This is a genomic window from Kaistella gelatinilytica (assembly GCF_015679325.1).
GTDB classification, from domain to species: domain Bacteria; phylum Bacteroidota; class Bacteroidia; order Flavobacteriales; family Weeksellaceae; genus Kaistella; species Kaistella gelatinilytica.
The window spans coordinates 799,333-823,330 of sequence record NZ_JADPVI010000001.1 but is presented as its reverse complement, the minus strand read 5'-3'; the positions used below and the strand labels follow the sequence as shown (position 1 = coordinate 823,330).

Sequence of the window (23,998 nt, the reverse complement as noted above, 5' to 3'; positions counted from 1 at the left end):
TATAATTCTAATTTAAAAAAACTTCATACTTCTGCATTTCGTGAATAATCTCTAATAAGTGACCATTAATGTCAACCTGTGCTTTCATCGAAATTAATTCCATGGTTGACTGATCTTCCGGATTTTTAACATAGAAATTAAGTTTATGTTCACCGTTCGTATCGATAAAATGTGTTTTGAAAAACTCAATATCTTCTCTTCTCAAATCATTGATGTCGATGACAACCGTCATTTTCTTGGCAAATTTTTCAAAAGCATCTTTCAGATCGATCACTTCAGAAACGTTTACGAAGACCCTTCCATCAGATGACTGCGAAAATTTAATTTTAAAAATAACAAATCGCTGTACATCAATTTTATCACGTAATCTCATGTAATCGCGGTCGCCCAGACGAAAACCGTAACTTCCGCTGTAATCTTCCAAAGTTAAAAACGCTATTTTTTCTCCACTGTTTTTGCCGTCTTTCACCGTATATTCAGTAACCAGACCGGAAACCATATATTCCGGAGCATTATTTTTTAAGGCTTGCTTTTCTTTCCAGCTCAATTTATCGTTGTTGAACAAATCGGGTTGTTGATTGGCAAAAACGGTATTTTTGAAGCTTTCAATTTCATCTAAATTCAAGAAATTAAAATTTCCTCTTGGCTCGACGAGTTTAGTCGGTTCCTCAATTAAAGCATCTTCGTCACCATCTAAATTTTCGATTGGAATATCGACCAGATCTTCGTCCACATCAGAAAGGTCATCAATAACATCAATCGGAACAATAATTTTTTCAAGTTCTATTTCTTCCTCTTTCTTCCCTTCCAAAATTTCTTTTTTGGTCAAAGCTCCCTGTAAAAACTGAAACTGGAATTTATATTCATCTAAAGGATGTGCCGAAAGATAGAAACCAATTATTTCCTTTTCCTTATTGAGTTTGTGCATGTTCTGCCACTCCGGAGCGGGATTTATTTTGGGTTGCTCAATTTTAACTTCATCTGCAAAATCTGCAAACAGAGAATTTTCTATTTCATTAATGTTGTCCTGAAAGCTTTGTCCATAACGTAAAAGTCGTTCTATATTGGTTTTCCCGGAATTGTCGATATCAAAATACTGTGCGCGGTGAAAACGGTCAACTTCATCAAAAGCGCCTGCAACCACTAAACTTTCTGCAACTCTTTTATTCATTTGCGAAGACGGAATTTTTTCAAAAAAATCATAAATATTTTTATACCGTTCCTCTTTTCTGGCAGCGACAATTGCTTCACTCGGACCTTCCCCAATTCCTTTGATGGCACCTAAACCAAAACGGATCTGACCTTTTTCGTTCACCGCAAAAGCATATTGCGATTCATTAATATCCGGACCTAAGACATCAACACCGATACTTTTGCAATCCTCCATGAATAAAGTGATCTGCTTCGTATTATTAATATTATTCGACATCACACTTGCCATATATTCTGCCGCATAATTGGCCTTTAAGTAGGCAGTTTGATACGCGATCAAAGCATAACATGTGGAGTGAGATTTGTTGAAAGCGTACTCTGCAAAAGCTTCCCAGTCTTTCCAGATCTTGTTGAGTTTGGTTTCATCCAGCTCATTGAGTTTTCCGCCTTCCAGAAATTTGGGATACATTTTATCCAGGGTTGGACGATCTTTTTTACCCATCGCTTTCCGTAAAGTATCGGCTTCACCTTTCGTGAAATTAGCGAGTTTCTGAGACAAAAGCATTACCTGCTCCTGATAAACGGTAATTCCGTACGTTTCTTCTAAATATTCTTTCGTCTCTTCTAAATCATAAACCGTTTCTTCCAAACCATTTTTTCTGTTAATGAAATTTGGAATATATTTAATTGGACCCGGTCGATAAAGGGCATTCATCGCGATCAGATCCCCAAATTTGGTGGGCTTCAATTCGCGCATGTATTTCTGCATTCCGGGACTTTCATATTGAAAAATCCCCACCGTTCTACCCTCTTTAAATAACTGATATGTTTTCAGATCATCTAAAGGAATTTCATCGGGATTAATGTCGATCCCGTGTTTTTCCTTTATGAGTTTAATGGCGTGTTTGATGATGGTTAAAGTCCGTAAACCCAGGAAATCCATCTTGAGCAAACCTGCACTTTCGGCCACGGAATTATCAAATTGGGAGACCAGAATATCTGCATCTTTCGCTGCAATGGTAATCGGAACAAGGTTTGAAATATCTTCCGGCGTGATAATCACTCCACAAGCATGAATCCCGGTATTTCGAATGCAACCTTCCATTTTTTGCGCAGCGGAAAGAACTTCGTAGCGTTCATCTTGTGGATTTGCTAAAATATCTTTCATTTCCTGCGCGAGAACTTTATCTTCAGGCGCCAGTTTATCAAATTTTGCAAAGGCTTTCGCAATATTCATTCCTGGTGTTGATGGAATTAATTTCGCAATATTATTGGTTTCAAAAATCGGAACATCCAAAACCCTTCCGGCATCTTTAATGGCAGATTTCCCACCTAAAACTGAGTATGTAATAATTTGGGCGACATTACTTTTACCGTATTTTTCAACCACCCATTTAATGATCTTATCGCGACCTTCATCGTCGAAATCAATATCAATATCGGGCATTGAAACCCTTTCCGGATTTAGAAAACGCTCAAAAAGTAAGTTATATTCGATAGGATCAATATTGGTAATTCCCGTACAATAAGCAACGGCAGAACCTGCGGCTGAACCACGACCCGGACCAACCCAAACTCCCATTTTGCGGGCTTCCTCACAAAAATCCTGAACAATTAAAAAGTATCCCGGATAGCCCGTATTTGCAATAACTCCCAGTTCAAAATCAAGACGTTCTTTAATTTCATCAGTGATTTCGGGATATTTTTTTTCGGCACCTTTATACGTTAGATATCTCAGATAAGCATTTTCTCCTCTTTTTCCACCATCCAGTTTATCTTCTTCGCTCAGGAATTCTGCCGGAATTCCAAACTCGGGAAGTAGAACATCGCGCTTCAAAGTATAGGGTTCAAACTTTCCTAAAAATTCGGTATAAGCTTCGAAAGCATCGGGAAACTGACGGAAACTTTGTTTGAGTTCCTCTGCATTTTTAATGTAGAAATCATGCGTTGGCAAACCTCTTCTCTTCCCGAAACCTTTTCCGACAGGTGAGGAAAGTTTCTCCCCATCTTTGATACAATACAAAATATCCTGAATGTGCGCGTCGGCTTTTTCAGTATAAAACGTTTCGTTTTGGGCTAAAATTTTGGTTTCATATTTCTCTGCAAATTCCAGTAAAACGTCATTTAAATGTTCTTCCTCTTCCACTTCATGATTCTGGATCTGAACATAAAAATCGTCTTTGAAAGTTTCTTTCCACCATTTGAAAAACTCTTCTCCTTTCTGTTCCCCAAATTCTAAAATCGTACTTGGGATATCGCCTAAAGTTCCTGCTGTTAAAGCAATAAGATCTTCCTTGTAATCGGTGATCATTTGTTTTGAGATCCGTGGAACTCCAAAATAAAATCCATTGACATAACCAATACTCGACAATTTCGTCAGATTTTTATAGCCTCTCATGTTTTTCGCCAGCAAAACGACATGAGTTCGGCGGTCTGGATCATCTTTTGTAAACTGTTTCTTCTCAGGTCGGTCAGAAATATAAAATTCACACCCAATAATTGGAATTAAAGGTTTGCTTCGAGGTTCAGTTTCATTAAATTCAATGCCTTCTTCCTGGGCTTTTTGCTTTTTATCTAAATATTCCTGATGTTTCTTTTTAATGTTTCCATTTGTTTTTTCCACTTCAGAAACAAATTTAAAAGCGCCCATCATATTTCCCAGATCGACGATTCCGACTGCCGAAAAATTATTTTCAAGGGCTTTATTAATGAGTTCCTGAATATTGGACGAAGCTTGAAGTGAAGAGTAAATACTGTGATTATGGAAATTAAAATAATCGCCAATTTCAATTTCATCCGTATCGCCAAAATCAACTTTCTTTTTCTTTTTTGAACCCGCAACCTGCCTTCTGATAATAATTCCGAAAGGTTGAATTGGAGTAGAATGATCATTAATAAATTGCTGAAGTTCAGTCTCAGAAATTTTAAGTTTTTCTGCGGGAATAATTCCAATCCGCATCATTTCGAAAAAAACCTGTGCAGTTGCATTTACATCAGCTGCTGCGTTGTGTGCTTCATCAAATTTCTGATCGTAAAGTTTTTCGTAAAGTTCTGTCAGTTTTGGAGATTTAAATCTACCATTTCTTCCACCATTTAATTGGCAATAATTCGTTCCCAATTCCATGGTATCGGCGGAAGGAATTTTCTCTAAAGTATTTTCGACTTCTTTTCTGAAAAATTCTGCGCCCACAATTTTATAATCAAAATCGATATTGTGACCGGCAACGACTTGTGCTTTTTTTAAAACTTCTTGAAATTCTTCTAAAACTTCCCGAAGATCTCTACCTTCCTCATTGGCCATTTTCGTAGATATACCGTGAATTCTGCTTGCGTTAAAAGGGATGTCATACCCTTCAGGTTTAATGATGTAATCCTGATTTTCAAGCAATGTTCCATCTTGAGCATGAAGTTGCCATGCAATTTGAACCATTCTTGGCCAATTGTCTGAATCAGAGAGCGGTGCGTTATAATTTTTGGGTAAACCTGTGGTTTCAGTATCGAAAATCAAGTACATTTAGGAGAAGAATTTTTGTAAAATTAGGCTAAAATTTCTATAAAAAAAAGTTGGAAATTTAGAAAAATATAATTGAGTGAATCGCTTAAAAAAATGTTTTTATGTGCTGAAGTGGAAGTTTTGGAATAAATATATTTAAATAGAGATTATACGATTATCAGTTTAAAGTAGACAATCAAATCATTTAAAAAAATAAATGCGACAATGTTGATCAATAATAAATTTTATTAAACAAGAATTACGATTCGATTCATAGTTTTAAACTTAAAGCCGACTTAATTGTTTTAAATACGTTAATTCTCGTTAAAGTTTGAATTTTATTCATTTGTTAATTATAACTTTAATTAAAATTTAAAGCAATGAAAAAAATTATTTTAGTTGCTGCCATTGGTATCTCAATGTTTAGCAATACCCTTTCAGCTCAACAGACTCCTTTTATAGGACAAATTGCATTCGTAGCATTTAATTTTGCACCGGTAGGATGGTTAGAATGTAATGGCCAGACTTTAACTATTTCATCTAATATAGCATTGTTTTCCTTATTGGGAACAACCTATGGAGGCGATGGAATGACCACCTTTGCTTTGCCTGATATGAGAGGAAGAACAGTGGTTTCTGACGGACAAGGAGCAGGATTATCCACTTATACACAAGGACAAACGGGTGGTCAGGAAAGTGTAACCTTGACTACCGCGCAAATTCAGGCACACAGCCACTCTATCAGCGCAGTAATTGCAGAAGGGAACGATGCTTCTCCGACTGGTAATTTGCCCGCGAATACTAAAATTTTGGACAAAGAATATTCTAATTTAACAGGAAACACTGCGATGAATCCGAACATGGTAAATATGACTGGAGGTAATCAGCCTCATGAGAACAGACCTCCTTTCATAATCCTCAAGTGTATTATTGCTGTTCAAGGACTTTTTCCTACAAGACCATAATTCATGAAAAAATTATTTATTCTTTCAGTAATTTGTTTGATGAATTTTTTATTCTCACAAACAATAGATTTTAAAGGTTGTATTCCTTTGTTTGAAAATCAAAACTACACCCTTAATAAGACTGGAACCGATTCATTCGGTAAGAACATTTATATTACAACGCCCGTTAATGGTGATCAACCTTGTGGCGGTGTTGGCGTGTGTGAATTTAAATTACAGTGGAATAACACTTCATCGAGATGGGAATTTTTAGCAGATCAGGGAGACGGCGATTTTGTAAATCCTTTCCTGATTTATTACAGCACCACTGCAAATGGAGTTGGAATTAATCCACCGAATATTACGATTGGAACCTGGCTTGAAAATACTTCCGTTACTACCGGAGCGTGCGGTGGTAATTTAACGAATGCGAATGGAACAATGACCGGCGACGTTCGTACCACAGTTTTGGCAGTGAATGAGTTCGACAAATCAGCCATTACAATTTATCCAAATCCTGCAACGGAGGTTATCAATATCACTGGACTTGATAACATCAAAAATTTAAAAATATTCTCTGCTGATGGAAAATTAATTTCAAGTAATATTAATACCAAGGGAGAAATTAATATTTCAAAACTTCCGCCGGGAGTTTATTTTGTAGAAATTAACACTGACAGGTATTCAATTAGTCGGATTAAATTTATTAAGAAATAAATCAATTAAAAATTTTATAAACTCCTGTCAAAAAGCAGGAGTTTTTTATTTATTAATAAGATCTTAAAAATGTAAGAACAAAGTTCTGATCTCATTTTTAGACTTCCACTAAAATTTTTATCTTTGTTCAATATGGAAATTATCAAAAAAGAAATTGTTTCTCAAGAGATATTGCTAAAAGCATTTGGTCACATGATGACCGCAAAAGCAACTGCAGATGTTTACGAAGAAAACCGAAATATTTGCAAATACGTCCACTCTACTTCTCGCGGTCACGAAGCGATTCAGCTCGCAACCGCTTATCAATTAACCAAAGAAGACTGGGTTTCTCCGTACTACCGCGACGAAAGCATGTTGCTCGGAATGGGTTTCGAACCTTATCAGTTGATGCTTCAATTATTGGCGAAAGCAGAAGATCCTTTTTCTGGCGGACGATCCTATTATTCGCATCCATCGAGTCGCGCCGAAAATTTACCAAAAATTATTCACCAGAGTTCTGCTACCGGAATGCAGGCAATCCCGACAACCGGAGTTGCGCAGGGAATAAAATATATTCAGGAATTTAATTTACAGGAATTTGAAAATAATCCCGTTGTAGTGTGCAGTTTTGGAGATAATTCTGTGACAGAAGGCGAAGTCTCGGAGGCTTTTCAGTTTGCCGCCCTTCATCAGTTGCCCATCATATTTTTAGTTCAGGATAACGAATGGGGAATTTCTGTAACGAAAGAAGAAGCCAGAACTTCCGACGCTTATGATTTCGCTGCAGGTTTTGTCGGACTTAATAGAATAAAGGTTGACGGAACCGATTTCGAAGCCAGTTTCGAAGCCATGAAAAAAGCTGTTGATTTTGTACGAACGGAAAGAAAGCCCATGTTGGTTTGCGCAAGTACCGTTTTGATCGGTCATCATACTTCGGGAGTTCGTCGTGAATTTTATCGGGATGAGGAAGATCTGGAAAAACACAGAGCAAAAGATCCCGGAGTTATTCTAAGAAAGCGATTGCTTGAAGAAGGCGTCGACGAAGAACTTTTAAAACAAATAGAAAAAAAGGCACGATTAGAAGTCGAACAGGCTTTTGAAAAAGCGATCAACGCAGAAGATCCAAAACCTGAGTCTGTTGAAGATCACGTTTTCGCTCCTACTTCAATTACAGAAGAAGTTGGGCAAAGAGAAGGCGAAAATCCGGAAAAAATTGTAATGGTCGATGCAGCAATTCACGCCATTCAGGAAATCATGTGGAAACATCCGGAAGCTTTGCTTTATGGCCAAGATGTTGGAGAAAGGATTGGTGGTGTTTTCAGAGAAACGGTGACTTTAGGAAAAAAATTCGGGAATAAAAGAGTTTTTAATACACCGATTCAGGAAGCTTATATCATTGGTTCTACAGTGGGAATGAGCGCAGTTGGCTTAAAACCAATTGTTGAAGTTCAGTTCGCCGATTATATTTATCCCGGAATTAATCAGTTGATCACGGAAGTTTCAAAATCAAATTATCTGAGCAACGGAAAATTTCCCGTGAGCAATATTATTCGCGTTCCGATTGGAGCTTATGGCGGCGGCGGACCTTATCATAGCGGAAGTGTTGAAAGTATTCTGTGTAATATCAAAGGAATAAAAATCGCTTATCCAAGTAATGCGGCAGATTTTAAAGGATTATTAAAAGCAGCCTATTATGATCCAAATCCGGTGATCATGCTGGAACATAAGGGTTTATACTGGAGCAAAGTTCCCGGAACAGAAGATGCAAAAACCATCGAACCTGCAGAAGATTATATTTTACCTTTTGGAAAAGGAAATTTAGTTTTAGAAGCCGATCAATCTGAAACCGAAAAAGGCCGAACAATGCTCATCGTTACTTACGGAATGGGAGTTTATTGGGCAAAAGAAGCGGCAAAAAATTTCAAAGGAAGAGTTGAAATTATCGATTTGCGAACCCTAATTCCTCTGGATGAAAATCTGGTTTTCGAACGTACAGAAATTCACGGAAAATGCTTGGTATTAACAGAAGAGCAAATCAATAATTCTTTTGCGGAAGCTTTTGCACAAAGAATTTCGAAAAATTGTTTCCGATATTTAGATGCTCCGGTTGAAGCGATGGGTTCTCTGAATTTACCTGCAGTTCCAATTAATTTAATTTTAGAAAAAGAAATGCTTCCGAATGCTGAAAAAGTATCGCAGAAAATTTCTGAAATACTTAATTATTAAATTTCACTTTATGAAAAATCTAAAAATTTTATTCTCATTACTTTTTATTGCATTACAAACTTTCGCATTTGCACAGAAAAAAAACAACAAAAAGACTGTAGAACGTTCCTTTCCACCGCCTATTGTTAAGCCAATGGTAAAAAAACCTGAATTTAAAACAAATTCTTTTTTGAAAATTTTAATGAATGATGATAATAGGCATGCGTTTTCCTGGGAAATTGACGCTGATACTACTTTAGTGAAAAACTCAGTTTTTAAAGAATTATTAGACTTTAGTTGCGATCAGTATTCCTGTTCAAATGTAAATTTTATTACTAGTTCAACTGGTGAAGATTCTACCTTCAAAAAGAAAAGTAAGATCAAGAAAGGAGATGAAATAACGGCTCATTCAATTTTTCAACAACAAGATAGTTTTACTTTTAAAATTGATAAAGATATTTTAACGCTCGTTAATGAAAAAAATAAAATAATCAAATTAAAAATTTTCTTAGATAAAAGTAAAAAAAATATAAAAATGTTGCAGGATATTAAAACGAAAAGAATCTATAATCCCTCAGAACCTTACTATGCACCTCCATCTATGTAAAATTTGAGTACTATTTGAATTAAATCCTATCCCCACCAAAAAGCCGTCGCAATAATAATATACAATCCAATCAACGCAACACCTTCCAACCAAATACTTTCGCCATCAAAAACGATAAAAGCACTTACCAAAACCGAAAGCGCCAAAGCCGCCAATAAAAGTGGACTCAGAACAAAGGACAAAACCGCACCACCCAAAAAGAAAGACAGAATAATTAGCAAAGGATAGATCACCAAAGCGATCTGCAAAGAGGAATTCATGATCACACTCACCGCATAATCTGCTTTATTTTTCAAAGCCAACTGAATTCCGACTAAATTTTCAATCGCATTTCCCGCAATAGCAACTACGATCAAACCAGCAAAAACATCATTAATTCCAAGCGAATCCATCGCAGGTTTCAAAGCGCCTACAAACCAATCGGACACAAATGCGGCTCCAACTCCGGAGGCAGCTAAAATAATCAAAGTTACAGGCAGACTCCATGTCGCCTCTTCCGCATCGCCATTTTTATCAGGCGTGATCGATTTATCACCTTTAATTGAAAATGTCAGATAAGCTCCAAAAGTGATCAATAAAACTGCCGCTACTATAATATCCAAAGTGTTCAAATGACTTTCAGCAGGAGTATGCAAGTAAAAAGTCAGGGTCGGAATAGCCATCGCTGCAACCGCTAAGATCATCAAAACCGCATTCATTTTCGGCGGTTCAGAATGAAAATATTGTCGGCCATTTTTTAATCCTCCAAATAAGATCGCCATTCCAAAAACCAAAACCGAGTTTCCCAATATCGAACCCACCAAAGCCGCTTTTACCACCATATCTAATCCCGCTCTCAAGGCGAAAATACATACAAAAAGTTCGGGTAAATTTCCCAACGCAGATTGCAAAACTCCTGTCGCAGCCGGTCCCATTCTGCTTCCCAACTGTTCTGTGGCTTTCCCGACGATCATCGCGACCAGGACCAACGAAACTGCTGCAAGTCCGAATAACAGGACAGAATTTAATCCTGCATGGGTAGCAAATCCAGTGAATCCTGCGACAATAACTGCGGCTCCGAGAAGTAAATAATCTTTTTTCTGCATCGTAAAATTTTTCAGAAATAAAAGTAATACAATTTTTTTGGGATTATCTAATTTTTTGGGCGCACATTTCCGGCTCTACACTACAATCTTTTTTTTGCCTTGCTCATTCCCTTCAAAAAAAAAGGATTTCCATTGCGATCCGGGGCGCGATTATTTTTTATTTAAAAGACTTCTCCTTCAATCCAAATGATCTACTTCCCGCACATAAAATCATCATTTAAATCTTACATTTAAAATTAATTTTCATCAATATTTATTCAAAGAAAGTAGAAATCTCTATTATGGAATCTGAATGGATTTAGTATTTTTGTACAAAACCCAGAAAAAGATGCCCGAAAACATCCAGCAAAAAGTAGAAGATCTGCGCACAGAACTTCATCAGCATAATTACGATTATTACACTTTAGACGAAGCCACGATTTCTGATTTTGAATTCGATCTTAAATTAAAAGAACTTCAGGAGCTCGAAAAAAATCATCCCGAATTATACGATCCTAACTCTCCTACTTTGCGGGTTGGTGGCGAAATAACGAAAAATTTTCCGACGATTCAACATCAGTTCAGAATGTATTCTCTGGATAATTCTTACGATTTTGATGATCTGGAAGACTGGGAAAAACGAATCATCAAAACCATAGATGAGCCTGTAGAATTTGTTGCTGAACTCAAATATGACGGCGCATCAATTTCAATTCTGTATGAAAACGGAAAACTGAAACAGGGAGTTACGCGTGGCGACGGTTTTCAGGGCGACGAAATTACTGCAAATGTGAAAACAATTTCAGACATTCCTTTAACGTTGCATGGTAACTTTCCGGCTCAGTTTTTTATGCGTGGTGAAATTTATCTGACACGAAAAAACTTTGATAAAATTAATGTCCGACGTGAAGAAGAAGGTTTAGACCTCTTTATGAATGCCAGAAATACAGCTTCCGGAAGTTTGAAAATGCAGGATTCGGCTGAAGTTCGAAAACGTGGACTTTCTGCGGTTCTCTACCAATTTATCTCTTCTGAGATTCCCGCAGAAACGCACTGGGAATTATTACAAAATTCCAGAAAATGGGGTTTCAAAGTTTCTGATCAGGCGAAATTGTGCAAAAATTTAGATGAAATAAAAGCCTTTATTACTTATTGGGATGAGCATCGACACGAACTTCCTTTTGAAATTGATGGAATTGTTTTGAAAGTCAATTCCATCAAACAGCAATCGCAATTGGGTTACACTGCGAAATCTCCGCGTTGGGCAATGGCGTATAAATTCAAGGCAGAAAAAGTAGAAACGGAATTGATTAGCGTGGCTTATCAAGTTGGAAGAACTGGCGCAATTACTCCGGTTGCGAATCTTAAACCTGTTTTATTAGCCGGAACGATCGTTAAAAGGGCAAGTTTGCACAATGAAGATATCATTAAAAAACTTGGTTTGCACGAACATGATTTTGTTTATGTAGAAAAAGGCGGCGAAATTATTCCGAAAATTGTAGGTATTAACGAAGAGAAAAGACAAGACGACAGTAAAGAAGTCGAATACATTACACACTGTCCGGAATGCGGAACAGAACTGGTGCGAATCGAGGATCAGGCCATTCATTTTTGTCCGAATGATTTGCATTGTCCGCCGCAAGTTGTCGGTAGAATGATTCATTATGTTTCCCGAAAAGCCTTAGATATTGAAGGTTTGGGCGCAGAAACAATTGAGCAGTTGTATCGGGAAAAACTTGTTGAAAATCCGGCTGATTTTTATGTTTTGACCAAGGAACAGTTGCTTCCTTTAGAAAGAATGGCAGAAAAATCAGCCCAGAATATTTTGGATGGTGTTGAGAAATCAAAACAGATTCCTTTTGAAAAAGTTTTATTCGGAATTGGTATTAAACATGTCGGAGAAACGGTTGCGAAGAAACTGGCGAAAAATTTCGACTCGATTGAAAGTTTGAAAAATGCAACTGCAGAAGAACTCATTCAGGTGGAAGATATTGGCGGAAAGATCGCCGAAAGCATTGTTGAATTCTTTCAGAATCCCGAAAATTTACTGATGATCGAAAGATTGAAATCTTACGGCGTTCAACTGGAAAGAGGAGAAAATACGAATAAAACTTTAAGTGATATTCTGCAGGATAAAACCTTCCTCTTCACCGGAAAACTTTCCCTTTTCACACGGGAAGCTGCGGAAGAAATGGTTGAAAAACATGGCGGAAAAAATATTTCTGCAGTTTCTAAAAATCTGAATTATTTAGTTGTGGGAGAAAAAGCCGGTAGCAAACTTAAAAAAGCGCAGGATATCGGCACGATCATCATCCTTGACGAGCAGGAATTTTTAACACTGATTGCTCCAAAATAACATTTTTAATATCATTAAAAAATCTTAATTATCATATTTACAACCATTTATATTTTATGATAGGGAAAAACTAAGTTACTTATGCATTCAATAGTTTAATCTGAAATGTCATATGTTATTGAATCGCCACTATACTTGTAGTTAATTAATGTTTTCTTTACTATTTAAGAGTTATTAATTAATTTTCAAAAATATTTACATGTTTTAATTTTTGTATTCCAATTTTATCTACATTTGATAAAATTATTAAATAACTATCGTCATATGAAAAAACATGTATTTTCTGCAGGATTAATAATGCTGCTTATTGCTGGTCAGGTTTCGGCACAAGAATTTGTGAGTAAAAGAAATATCGACAACAATGGTAGAGTTGATTTGATCACTTTTAACAGTGGTTTAAGCGCTAAATCAACAAACGTAAATGACATTTTAAAACAGAGTTTAAACCTGGATTCAAGGTCATCACTCCAAAGTATTAAAACGGACTTAGATCCATCAAGTTCATTTATTGATGAAAAATTTCAGTTGTATTACGACGGAATTAAAGTGCAATATGTTGTTTACACTTTGCATTCGCAAAACGGAAAAATGGAAAGTTTATCAGGGAATGTTTTTCCGATTACTGATGTAACTACGAAACCTTCTTTAAGTGCAGCATCTGCTTTAAATTCTGCGATCAAACACACCAGTGCGCAAAAATACATGTGGGAGGATGCAGAATACGTAAAAGAAAATTCTTATAAAAAACCAGATGGAGAATTGGTTTTAATTCCGATCGAACAAAATGACGGTTCATTTAAGTTATTGCTGGCTTACAAATTTGATATTTATGCAGCGCAACCTTTGAGCAGAGAATATGTTTATGTAGATGCTCTTGACGGAAAAATTTTGATGACCGATGCCATTATCAAACATGCTAAAAATTTCTACGGTGATAATGCAACCTCTTCCCACAATGAAAGTTCCGGTGAAAATTCAAAAGCACTTAATGCGAAATTGGCTTTAGTTTCAGGAACTGCTGCAACAAGATATAGCGGCTCACAAACAATTTCTACCACGCTAGTTGGAAGCAGTTATACCTTACGTGATTCATCGCGCGGAAGTGGCGTTTTTACTTATAACCTTAAAAAAGGAACCGCTCTAAAAAGCACAGATTTTACAGATAACGACAACAACTGGACTGCCGCCGAATTCAACAATTCAACTTTTGATAATGCTGCTTTAGATGCACATTGGGGCGTTTCAAACACTTACGATTATTTCAAGAATACCTTTAACAGAAATAGTTATAATAATGCAGGAGCAGTCTTGAAAAGCTACGTTCATTACAGTTCGGCATATGAAAATGCCTACTGGTCTGGCTCAGAAATGGTTTACGGCGACGGTGCTTCTACTTTTTCTCCTTTAACTGCGCTTGATGTTACTGCGCATGAATTGGGTCACGCAGTTTGCGAGTATTCTGCAAATCTGGTTTACGCAAGAGAATCCGGAGCAATTAATGAGGGACTTTCTGATATTTGGGGCGCAGTTGTAGAAAATGCTTATGCACCCACAAAACAGAACTTTTTGATCGGTGAAGATATTACCAAAACTTCTCCTTATTATTTAAGATCAATGAGCAATCCTAAATCGGGATTAAGCGTACAACCAGATACTTACCTGGGAACTTACTGGAAAGCTGCAACAAGCAGTTGTTCACCAACGCAGGCAAATGATCAGTGTGGCGTTCACTCAAACAGTGGCGTTCTCAACCATTTCTTCTATATTTTAACACAGGGAAAATCTGGTACGAATGATAAAGGAAGTGTTTACTCAGTTACTGGAATAGGTTTTGAAAAGTCTGCGAAAATTATTTACCGCATGGAAACTTCTTACCTGACCTCTAATTCGACTTATGCCAATGTTCTGACTTATGCGATACAATCTGCTAAAGATTTATACGGCGTTGGTTCACCGGAAGCAATCGCCACGCAAAATGCTTTATACGCGGTAGGTTTAGGAACTGCTTATTCAGGTGGATCAACTGCAGATACCATTGCTCCTTCTACCCCGACCAATCTTGCAGCGAGTGGAACAACTTCTGTGGCGACTACTTTAAGCTGGACTGCTTCTACAGATAATGTGGGCGTAACTGGCTATGATGTTTACAGCGGTTCTACATTATTAGGAAATACGGCTTCTACCACGACTTCAATTACTGGATTAACTGCTTCTACCACTTATAGTTTCTCTGTGAAGGCGAAAGATGCTGCCGGAAATGCTTCAGCTTCAAGCAATGTATTATCTGTAACTACACGTTCTGGCACAACTCCACCGGTATCTTATTGTGCATCACAAGGAAATTCTACTTCAGATGAAAAAATCAGTAAAGTTGTTTTTGGAACGATCAGCAATACTTCTACAGGAACTGCAGGTTACGAAAATTTCACAACTCAAATTGCTAACGTAAATAAAGGAAGTGCTTACACGATTACGATCACTCCAAAATGGACATCTACTTCTTATAATGAAGGTTATGCTGTCTTCATTGATTACAATGGTGACGGAGATTTCGCAGACGCCGGAGAAACTGTTTTCACAAAAGCTGCTTCTAAAACAAGTCCCGTAACAGGTTCTATTACAATTCCTGCATCTGCAATTACCGGTAACACGCGAATGAGAGTTTCTATGAAATACAACGGAATCCCAACTTCTTGTGAAACTTTCTCTTACGGACAGGTTGAAGATTATACCTTGAACATTAAAGCGGCGGGAACTGTAAACTCGTTAACGAATGTAAAAGTAAACAGTGAGATCAATATTTATCCTAACCCAGTGAAAGATGTATTAAACATCACTGCTGAAGGAAATTATTCTTACCAGATATATTCTGAAAGCGGACAAATGGTGATGAGTGGAGAAGCTAATGAAAAAATGCTGAACCTTCAGAAATTAACTACCGGTTTATACCTTATTAAAATTTCCCAAAACGGAAAAACAACAAGTCATAAATTAGTCAAAAAATAAAGGTAACTGAGTTTTAAAAGACTTTGTTTTAAAGTCGGGAGATCGTTCTCCCGACTTTTTTTGTTCTATGTAAAGATTCCATCTTAAAATTAAAAGTTTTATTCATTTCAAAACATCGAACCATTTGATTTTATTTAAAAAAAACATTACTTTTAAAATTAATTAAGACGTATCAATAAATTTCAATATATAATGAAAATAAATCTCACCAATAATTCAACAAAGGAACTCAATCAGAAATTATCTTTTTTTACGGAAGAGCTTTGGCAAACTGAAAAGGAAAATTTTAGCAAAAATCTGAAACCTCTTTTTTCGGCGAAAAAGAACGAAACTTTTGTGATCGCAGAAGAAAATTCAATTCAGTATTTAATTGGTTTGGGAACAAATCCGGAAAGTTTCGATATACAGGCGATCGCTTCAAAATTCTCTTATGATTTTAGAAAAAAAATTCAGGCAGAAAATACTTTACTGGAAGTTAAAGATCTCAATGATATTCAGATTGAAAATTTGGTAAAAGGCTTGTATTTAGGAACTTATGCTTATCCTTTTAAAGCAGAACATCCACTATTTAATTCTGAATTTAATTTAGTAATTAATTCAATTTCAGAAGAAAAATTAAGTGATCTGAAAGTAAGAACGCAGGCTGTTTGCGAAGGCCAGTTTGCCTGTATGGAATGGTTGAATAAGCCTCAAAATTTTAAAAGAGTTCCCCATATTTCAGGATTTTTAAACGAGATTTCCGAGAAATATGATTTTAAACAAACGGTTTTTGACCGAAAAAAATCAGAAGAAGTTGGATTAGGTGCTTTTCTTTCCGTGAATCAGGGAAGTTCCCAGGAAGCAGCCTTTACCATTTTAGAATACCGATCAGAAAATGAAGATGCAAAAACTGTTGGCTTGGTCGGAAAATGTGTGCTTTTTGACACTGGCGGAATTTCCATCAAAGGTTCAGAAAATCTGCATTATATGAAATCCGATATGGGCGGTGCAACTGCCGTCATCGGAACTTTAATTGCTGCGGCAGAAATGAAACTTCCCGTCAATATTATTGCGATTTTACCGATCACTGACAATGCCATTTCAAATACGGCTTATATTCCGAGTGATGTTATCAAAGCTTACAACGGAAAAACAATCGAAGTTCTAAACACCGATGCAGAAGGAAGAATGACCCTTGCTGACGGACTTTCGTACCTGTCAAAAAATTATAAGACAGATGCTTTAATTGATTTGGCAACCTTGACCGGAAGTTCCGTAAGAATGTTTGGTTATACTTGTGGAGCTTATTTTTCTAACAACGAAAATTTAAAAAAGTCATTAGAAAATTCTGGTGACAAAACCAATCAAAGATTGTGGAATTTGCCACTTTGGGATATTTGGAAAGATGATTTCAAATCGGATGTTGCTGATTTCAAAAATATTTCCTCAAAACCTTTTGGCGACTGTATCGTTGCAGGAAAATTTTTAGAACAATTTATCGAGGGACATTCAAACTGGGCGCATCTTGATATCGCAGGAGTTGCGTTTGGGAACGTGCAGTATATGAAGGAAAAAGGCGCAACTGGTTATGGTGTTCAGCTGCTGCTTGATTTTTTGGAAAATTTTTAAGGAAAAATTAGCGTATTCGAGAATTTCTCTGTATAATTGATAGTAGATTTTCAAATCTTGAACGATTATTAAAAATCAGTGTTGATTATTTAATAAAAAATTGTTTATTTTTCTGAAAATTTACTAATTATTAAAATTCGTTATATGAAGGAGAATACGATTGTCTGCATTTCCTGTTATTACAAGGGTTATGATTTCATGGAGGAAATGAAAAATTTGGGCAATAAAATTATCCTTATTACCTCCGAGAATATCAAAGAAAAAAACTGGCCGTGGCACGCGATCGACGAGGTTTATTACATGTCGGAGATCGAATCTTCTGTCTGGAATTTAGATGATCTTGTTCAGGGATTTTCCTATTTAGCCAAAAAAAATAAAATCGATGCAGTAATCGCCTTAGATGATTATGATGTCGAAAAGGCCGCACTCGTACGCGAGGTTTTTAGAATTCCAGGAATGGGACAAACTACGCACCGTTATTTTCGCGATAAGTTGGCTATGCGGCAAATGGCAAAAGATTCCGGCATTGATGCACCAGAATTTTCCTCTATTTTCAATGATGAAACCGTAAATGAATTTACAGATAAATATCCGGCTCCCTGGGTTTTAAAACCTCGGTCTGAAGCTTCTGCAACAGGAATTATCAAAATAAGATCAAAAGAAGAGATTTGGCCGGCCATTGAGAATTTGGGAGACAAACGTCATTATTATCTTTTAGAAAGTTTTAAACCGGGCGATGTTTTCCATGTGGACAGTTTGGTCTATAAGAAAGAAATTATTTTTACTTCAACTTCCCAATATCTTTCGCCACCGATGAAAGTTTCCCATGAAGGCGGAGTTTTTCGGACCAAAACTTTAGGGCGATATTCTGAGGAGTTTAAAGCTTTAGACGCAGCCAATTCTAAAGTTTTAAAAAGTTTTGGATTACATCATGGCGCTACTCACACTGAATTCATTCGGGGCAAAGAAGATGGCAAATGGTATTTTCTGGAAACTTCTTCCCGAGTTGGAGGCGCTCATATTCCGGATATGGTAGAAGCTTCAAGTGGCATTAATCTTTGGCGTGAATGGGCTAAAATTGAAAATGCAGTTTTGAAAGGTTTAGATTATCAGCTGGCAAAACCGACCGGATTTTCCGCTGGATTAATCATCGCTTTAGCAAAAGAAAAATCGCCGGATCGCAAAGAATTTCAGTGCGATGAAGTGGTTCGTTTTCTTCCACTCGATTATCATGTAGGAATTGTTTATAAATCGGATCGGAAAGAAAGAATAGAGGAGCTTTTAGATGATGCTTGCGAAAAGATCAACAAAGGTCATTTGAATATTCTGCCACCGAAATCAAAACCGAGTTCTTAAGTATAAAGTTTTATCTTTAAAAAAATTACAATTTATTTCAATTAAAAAAATATTTATGCCGAGAATTGAACATACCGATTTTTACTCCCACATTTTAGGAATGAGCCTAAAGGTAGAAGTTACAGGACATTTTGGTCATCCCATTTTAATGTTCCCTACTTCGAACGGAGATTATACGCAGAACCACGATTTCAAATTGAATGAGAGTATCAATTGGTTTGTGGAGCACGGGAAAGTAAAATTGTACAATATAGAAACGATTGACAAGTATAGTTTTTACGATAAAAACATCCATCCTTCCGAAAGAATTAGAAATTACGAATTGTATATGCAGTTTTTAATCCAGGAATATGTTCCCTATCTTCAAGCTTTACATTCAGAGCATCGTATTGCGGTTGCAGGCGCGAGTTTTGGAGGTTATCATGCCTCAAATTTCGCCTTCAGATTTCCAGATGTTGTCTCTCATCTCTTCTGTTTGTCGGGCGCATTTACGATCCGTAATTTTATGGATGGTTTCAGCAATGATCAGGTTTATTACAATTGTCCGCGGGAATTTATGAAAAATGATGTGGCCTGGAAATACAGCCATATGCATATCGTTTTGAGTACTTCTGATGAAGATATCTGTTTGGCTCAAACGCAGGAAATGGCGGGAATTTTAGCTTCGAAAGGAATCAATCACTGGTATGATGAAAGAAAATGGATCAGTCACGACTGGCCGCTTTGGAGAATGGTTTTTCCAATGTTCATCGGCAAATTTTTCAGTTAAAATCATTAATAATACAATCTTAAAGAATTTTAAAGATTCAAATAACATTCATTAAAAATAAAAAAATATTATGGCTAAAAAAGTAGGAATTTTATTCGGAATGGAAGACACTTTTCCGTGGGCTTTCATTGATAAAGTTAATGAACTTGGTAAAGGTGAAGTTGTTGCCGAAGCAGTAATGATCGATAAACTGGAGCAAGGAGCCGATTATGGTTACGCTGTAATTATCGACCGGATCTCCCAGGATGTTCCTTTCTACAGAGCATATTTAAAAAATGCAGCACTGAACGGAACTTATGTAATGAACAATCCTTTTTGGTGGAGTGCAGATGAAAAGTTTTTCAACAATGCCTTGATGTCAAAATTAGGAATTCCCTTGCCAAAAACAGTTTTACTACCAAGTAACGATCGCCCGACCGACACGACCGAAACTTCTTTTAGAAATTTAAAATTCCCGCATGACTGGGATTATATTTTCAATTATGTAGGTTTTCCCGCGTATATGAAACCGCATGATGGCGGTGGTTGGAAAAGTGTTTATCGCGTAGAAAATGCGGAAGACATGTGGGATAAATTGGGTGAAACGGGACAATTGGTCATGATGCTTCAGGAAGAAATTGTTTTCCAGGATTATTACAGAGTGTATTGCTTAGGAAAGAAATACGTTCACATTATGCCTTATGAACCACGAAATGCGCATCACTTAAGATATGCGACCACGCATCAAACAGAAGGAAAAGAACTGGAGAAACTGCTAAAAGTTATTCACGATTACACGATCAAAATGAATGAAGCTTTAGGATACGATTTCAATACCGTAGAATTTGCAGTGAAAGACGGAATTCCTTATGCCATCGACTTCTGTAATCCAGCTCCAGATGCAGACCGAAACTCCGTTGGGGAAGAAAATTTTGCCTGGATCGTAGAGAATGCTGCAAAATTCGCTATCGAAAAAGCAAAAGAATTTGTTCCCGGAAAACCAAATATTTCGTGGGGAACTTTTGTTACAGATAACATTAAGAAAAAATAAAAGGTAGTCGAAAAAATTAGATTTAAGGAGATAAAATCAATTTAAATTTTATTTCACTGCAAAAATTATCTTCTTAAATTTTTTATTAATATTTCATAAAACACAAGATCATGCATCAATTTACTATAGGCGTTGAAGAAGAATATCAAATTATTGATGTAGAAACGCGTGATTTGGTTTCTCATGTTTCCAAAATAATTGAAGGTGGAAAAGCAACTTTGCTGGAGAATCTTAAACATGAAATGCACGAATCTGTTATTGAAATGGAGACGGGTATTTGTAATAATATTCAGGAAGTTAAAGCTGAACTCACCGATCTTCGGAAACGACTCATCAAAGTTGCGCACGAAAATAATTTACGTGTTTCTGGTGGTGGAACGCATCCTTTTTCAAGATGGCAGGACAATCCGATAACAAAAGCAGATCGTTACGACAAGATCGTGAGTGATCTGGGAGATGTTGCGCGATCCAATTTGATTTTTGGACTACACGTTCATATTGGCATTCCAAACCGCGAAGAAGGCATTAGAATTCAAAATGTGATGCGATATTTTTTGCCGCACGTTTACGCACTTTCAACGAACTCTCCTTTTTGGGTTGGTAGTAAAACTGGTTTTAAATCTTATCGCCAGGAAGTTTTTGTGAAATTCCCAAGAACGGGAATTCCAAGTTATTTCAGCTCTGTGGCAGAATTTGATGCTTACATTAATTTGATGATCAAAACCGGAACAATTGATAATGCCAAGAAAATATGGTGGGATTTACGGGTTCATCCTTTTTATCCAACGATTGAATTTCGTATCTGTGATATGCCTTTACGTGTGGAAGAAACAGTTTGTATCGCGGCGATTATGCAATGTCTGGTAGCGAAAATTTATAAACTTCACGAACAAAATTTAAGTTTTAGAAGCTATAGAAGACTTTTGCTAAACGAAAATAAATGGCGCGCCTCGAAAGATGGAATTCACGCTCATCTGATTGATTTTGGAAAAGAAACAAGCGTTCCTTACTCCGATTTGCTGAAAGAACTTTTGGAGTTTATTGATGATGTTGTTGATGAATTAGGTTGCCGGGAAGAGGTGGAATATGCGTGGGAAATCATGAAAAATGGCACCGGAGCAGACCGTCAGTTGGCAGTTTATGAGAAAACCGGAGATTTGAAAGCGGTCGTTGATTACATGATCTCCGAGACTGAAAATGGATATATAAATGAGTAAAATAATTATTTCTTAATTTTGTACCGTAAATATTATTAAATGAAAGGAATTAAAGTTGCCCTACTCGACATGAATAATCACCATGTAAATCAGGGAATGCGGAATATTAAAGAGATCTCTCAGGCGTTCAAAGAAAATGCAGACGAGGATGTTTCTATTGAAATTTTTGACGTACGCTATAAGAATGAAGTTCCCAATGTGGACGATTTTGATATTTTTATTTCGTCCGGAGGTCCTGGAAATCCGCATAAAGAGGGCTATGAATGGGAAGAGAAATACGCTGTTTTTCTGAATAATATATGGGAACATAATAAAAAACATGACGATAAAAAATTCTTATTTTTAGTCTGTCATTCTTTTCAGGTTGCAAGTATTCACTGGAATATTGGTAACATTTGCAGTCGAAAATCTTACTCGTTTGGCGTAATGCCGATTCATAAAACGGAAGAAGGTGAAAATGATTTTCTTCTCAAGAATTTGCCAAATCCTTTCTACGCGGTAGATTCCAGAGGTTATCAATTCATAGAAGCTGATGAGGAAAAAATGGAGAAAATGGGTATGAAAATTATGGCGCTTGAAAAAGTTCGTCCGCACATTCATCTCGAAAGAGCAGTGATGGCGATTCGTTTTTCCGACGAGATTTTTGGTACACAATTTCATCCGGAAGCAGATCCAAAAGGGATGATCGAAAATTTGAAGGATGATAAAAACCGCGATGCCATGATCGAAAATTACGGTATGGAAAAATATCTAGAAACCATCGACAGAATGGACGATCCCGATAAAATCGTTTTAACACAGTCACAAATTTTACCCCGATTTTTACAACATGCGGCGCAACAGATTTTAAAATGTGAAATGGCTTAAATTTATAAGTAATTGGTGATGAACAATGCCAATTTAAAATATAAAATCCTAGACAATTCTTCTAAAGCGAATTTCCATCTTTTTTAAGATCTGAAAATTTTGTAGCATTTTTCTTTGTTTTTTGTACTCTTTAAATTTGAGTATTTAGCAGTAACTTTTTTGTGCCTTTTGTGGATAAGCCAATTCGATGCAGTTTAAATATTCATTCTTTTACATTAAATTTTTATTAAATTAAAGACATTATGATTCCGAAATACAGAAAACAGTTTAATGCAGAATTTACGCAGGAGAAATACCAGAGTATTCTGGATCGTTTAAAGGAAAAAAGCGGAATTTATCCGCAATTTCGTGTTTCTGAAAGTCCAATTTTTTTGACGAATGAATTTATTGATAAACTTCATGCTGCTTGTGATAGTATTATTTCTCAAATAAAAGAAATGTCGCCTGCCGAACTAGATATGGCAATTCCGGATGATTGCAGGGTTCCAAATGATACGCTGCAGCCTCATTTTTTCACCATTGATTTTGGGATCTGTCGAAATGAAAAAGGTGAAATCGTTCCGCAGCTCATCGAACTGCAATCCTTCCCTACTTTATATTGTTTTCAAAAAGAGTTGCAAAACGCTTTTGTAGAAGAATACGATTTTTTAAAACCTTTGAAAACGCCGAAAAGCGACGAAGAATATTACCAGGAATTGAAAGATCTGATTGTGGGAGACGAAGATCCGGAGAACGTAATTTTAATGGAAATTTATCCTGATGAGCAAAAAACAAATATCGATTTTTATCTGACCAAAAAAAGATTAGGAATAGAAATCGTCTGTCTTACCAAAGTTAAAAAGGAAGGTCGAAAATTATACTACGAAAAAGATGGTCGAAAAATTCAGATCAAAAGAATTTACAACCGCGTCATTTTCGATGAGATCAATAAGATTCCCGATTTAAAAACTGAATTTGATTTCCGCGAAGAAGTTGATGTAAAATGGATCACCCATCCGAATTGGTTCTTCAAAATTTCAAAATTCATTTTGCCAAAATTAACGCACGAATTTGTACCTAAAAGCTATTTTCTGAATGATTTTCCGGAAACTGAAAAATTAGAAAATTTTGTTTTAAAACCTTTATTTTCATTTGCGGGAAGCGGTGTTAATCTGACTCCAACACCGGCAGATGTGGAGAAAATTGAAGATCGCGAGAATTATATTCTGCAGCGAAAAGTAGAATATGCGCCATTGTTTGAAGACATCAATGGAGAATTTTCGAAAGCCGAGATCCGACTTCTCTACATTTGGGATGAGAATTCAGACCGTCCTAAACTCATGGAACATTTAATTAGAATGACGAAAGCTGCAATGGTCAACGTCGATTTTAATAAAAAAGATGCGATCTGGATCGGCGGAACAACTGCTTTTACAGAGCGATGATCTTTACATCAAATTTATTTTAAAACCATCTTTTTTGAGATGGTTTTTTTGTTGATCATCTTTAAAACTTTATTTTTTTCAACGTGAATAAATTGGATTAGCCAATATTATTATATAATAGAATCAATTGATGATCAGAGATTTAAATATTTACATCAACCTTAATTTTTTAATATTTGTTTATATAATTTTATTAAAATACGG

Annotated in this window: 15 protein-coding genes; 13 read left to right on the top strand and 2 right to left on the bottom strand. The window is 36.3% G+C overall.

The window, feature by feature from the left end:
• Nucleotides 1-7 precede the first annotated feature (7 nt).
• Nucleotides 8-4,666, bottom strand: a complete 4,659-nt coding sequence (gene dnaE / locus IV494_RS03555; RefSeq protein WP_196078782.1) for a DNA polymerase III subunit alpha — start codon at nt 4,664-4,666, stop codon at nt 8-10.
• 398 nt (nt 4,667-5,064) lie between these two features.
• Between dnaE and IV494_RS03550 the strand changes: the two genes are divergently transcribed.
• The 4 genes from IV494_RS03550 to IV494_RS03535 all read left to right on the top strand — a co-directional run bounded on the left by IV494_RS03550 (nt 5,065) and on the right by IV494_RS03535 (nt 9,097).
• Nucleotides 5,065-5,610 (top strand): phage tail protein, encoded by a 546-nt coding sequence (locus IV494_RS03550; protein ID WP_230379892.1) that lies wholly within the window; start codon nt 5,065-5,067, stop codon nt 5,608-5,610.
• 3 nt (nt 5,611-5,613) lie between these two features.
• Nucleotides 5,614-6,306, top strand: a complete 693-nt coding sequence (locus IV494_RS03545) for a T9SS type A sorting domain-containing protein (RefSeq protein WP_196078780.1) — start codon at nt 5,614-5,616, stop codon at nt 6,304-6,306.
• Between the two features lie 132 nt (nt 6,307-6,438).
• On the top strand, nt 6,439-8,511 hold the full coding sequence (locus IV494_RS03540; protein ID WP_196078779.1) for an alpha-ketoacid dehydrogenase subunit alpha/beta: 2,073 nt from the start codon (nt 6,439-6,441) through the stop codon (nt 8,509-8,511).
• A gap of 10 nt (nt 8,512-8,521) precedes the next feature.
• Nucleotides 8,522-9,097, top strand: coding sequence for a hypothetical protein (locus IV494_RS03535; protein WP_196078778.1), 576 nt, complete (start codon nt 8,522-8,524; stop codon nt 9,095-9,097).
• A 26-nt stretch (nt 9,098-9,123) separates the two neighbouring features.
• Here IV494_RS03535 and cax read toward each other — a convergent pair whose 3' ends face one another.
• Complete coding sequence (gene cax, locus IV494_RS03530; RefSeq protein ID WP_196078777.1) at nt 9,124-10,182, bottom strand: calcium/proton exchanger; 1,059 nt, start codon at nt 10,180-10,182, stop codon at nt 9,124-9,126.
• Between the two features lie 328 nt (nt 10,183-10,510).
• Between cax and ligA the strand changes: the two genes are divergently transcribed.
• The 9 genes from ligA to IV494_RS03485 all read left to right on the top strand — a co-directional run bounded on the left by ligA (nt 10,511) and on the right by IV494_RS03485 (nt 23,794).
• Nucleotides 10,511-12,517, top strand: a complete 2,007-nt coding sequence (ligA, locus tag IV494_RS03525) for an NAD-dependent DNA ligase LigA (protein WP_196079484.1) — start codon at nt 10,511-10,513, stop codon at nt 12,515-12,517.
• Nucleotides 12,518-12,781: 264 nt separating this feature from the next.
• Nucleotides 12,782-15,523, top strand: a complete 2,742-nt coding sequence (locus IV494_RS03520; protein WP_196078776.1) for a M4 family metallopeptidase — start codon at nt 12,782-12,784, stop codon at nt 15,521-15,523.
• 192 nt (nt 15,524-15,715) lie between these two features.
• A complete protein-coding gene (locus IV494_RS03515; RefSeq protein ID WP_196078775.1) occupies nt 15,716-17,131 on the top strand; it encodes a leucyl aminopeptidase family protein in 1,416 nt (471 codons plus the stop codon).
• A 144-nt stretch (nt 17,132-17,275) separates the two neighbouring features.
• Entirely contained in the window at nt 17,276-18,487 is a 1,212-nt protein-coding gene (locus tag IV494_RS03510) for an ATP-grasp domain-containing protein (protein WP_196078774.1), read from the top strand.
• Nucleotides 18,488-18,542: 55 nt separating this feature from the next.
• Nucleotides 18,543-19,256, top strand: coding sequence for an alpha/beta hydrolase-fold protein (locus IV494_RS03505; RefSeq protein ID WP_196078773.1), 714 nt, complete (start codon nt 18,543-18,545; stop codon nt 19,254-19,256).
• 70 nt (nt 19,257-19,326) lie between these two features.
• Complete coding sequence (locus tag IV494_RS03500) at nt 19,327-20,286, top strand: ATP-grasp domain-containing protein (protein WP_039347292.1); 960 nt, start codon at nt 19,327-19,329, stop codon at nt 20,284-20,286.
• Nucleotides 20,287-20,396: 110 nt separating this feature from the next.
• Nucleotides 20,397-21,503, top strand: coding sequence for a carboxylate-amine ligase (locus IV494_RS03495; RefSeq protein WP_196078772.1), 1,107 nt, complete (start codon nt 20,397-20,399; stop codon nt 21,501-21,503).
• A 39-nt stretch (nt 21,504-21,542) separates the two neighbouring features.
• Entirely contained in the window at nt 21,543-22,370 is an 828-nt protein-coding gene (locus IV494_RS03490; RefSeq protein ID WP_196078771.1) for a type 1 glutamine amidotransferase, read from the top strand.
• 242 nt (nt 22,371-22,612) lie between these two features.
• Nucleotides 22,613-23,794: a hypothetical protein gene (locus IV494_RS03485; protein ID WP_196078770.1), complete on the top strand. Its 1,182-nt coding sequence runs from the start codon at nt 22,613-22,615 to the stop codon at nt 23,792-23,794.
• Nucleotides 23,795-23,998 lie beyond the last annotated feature (204 nt).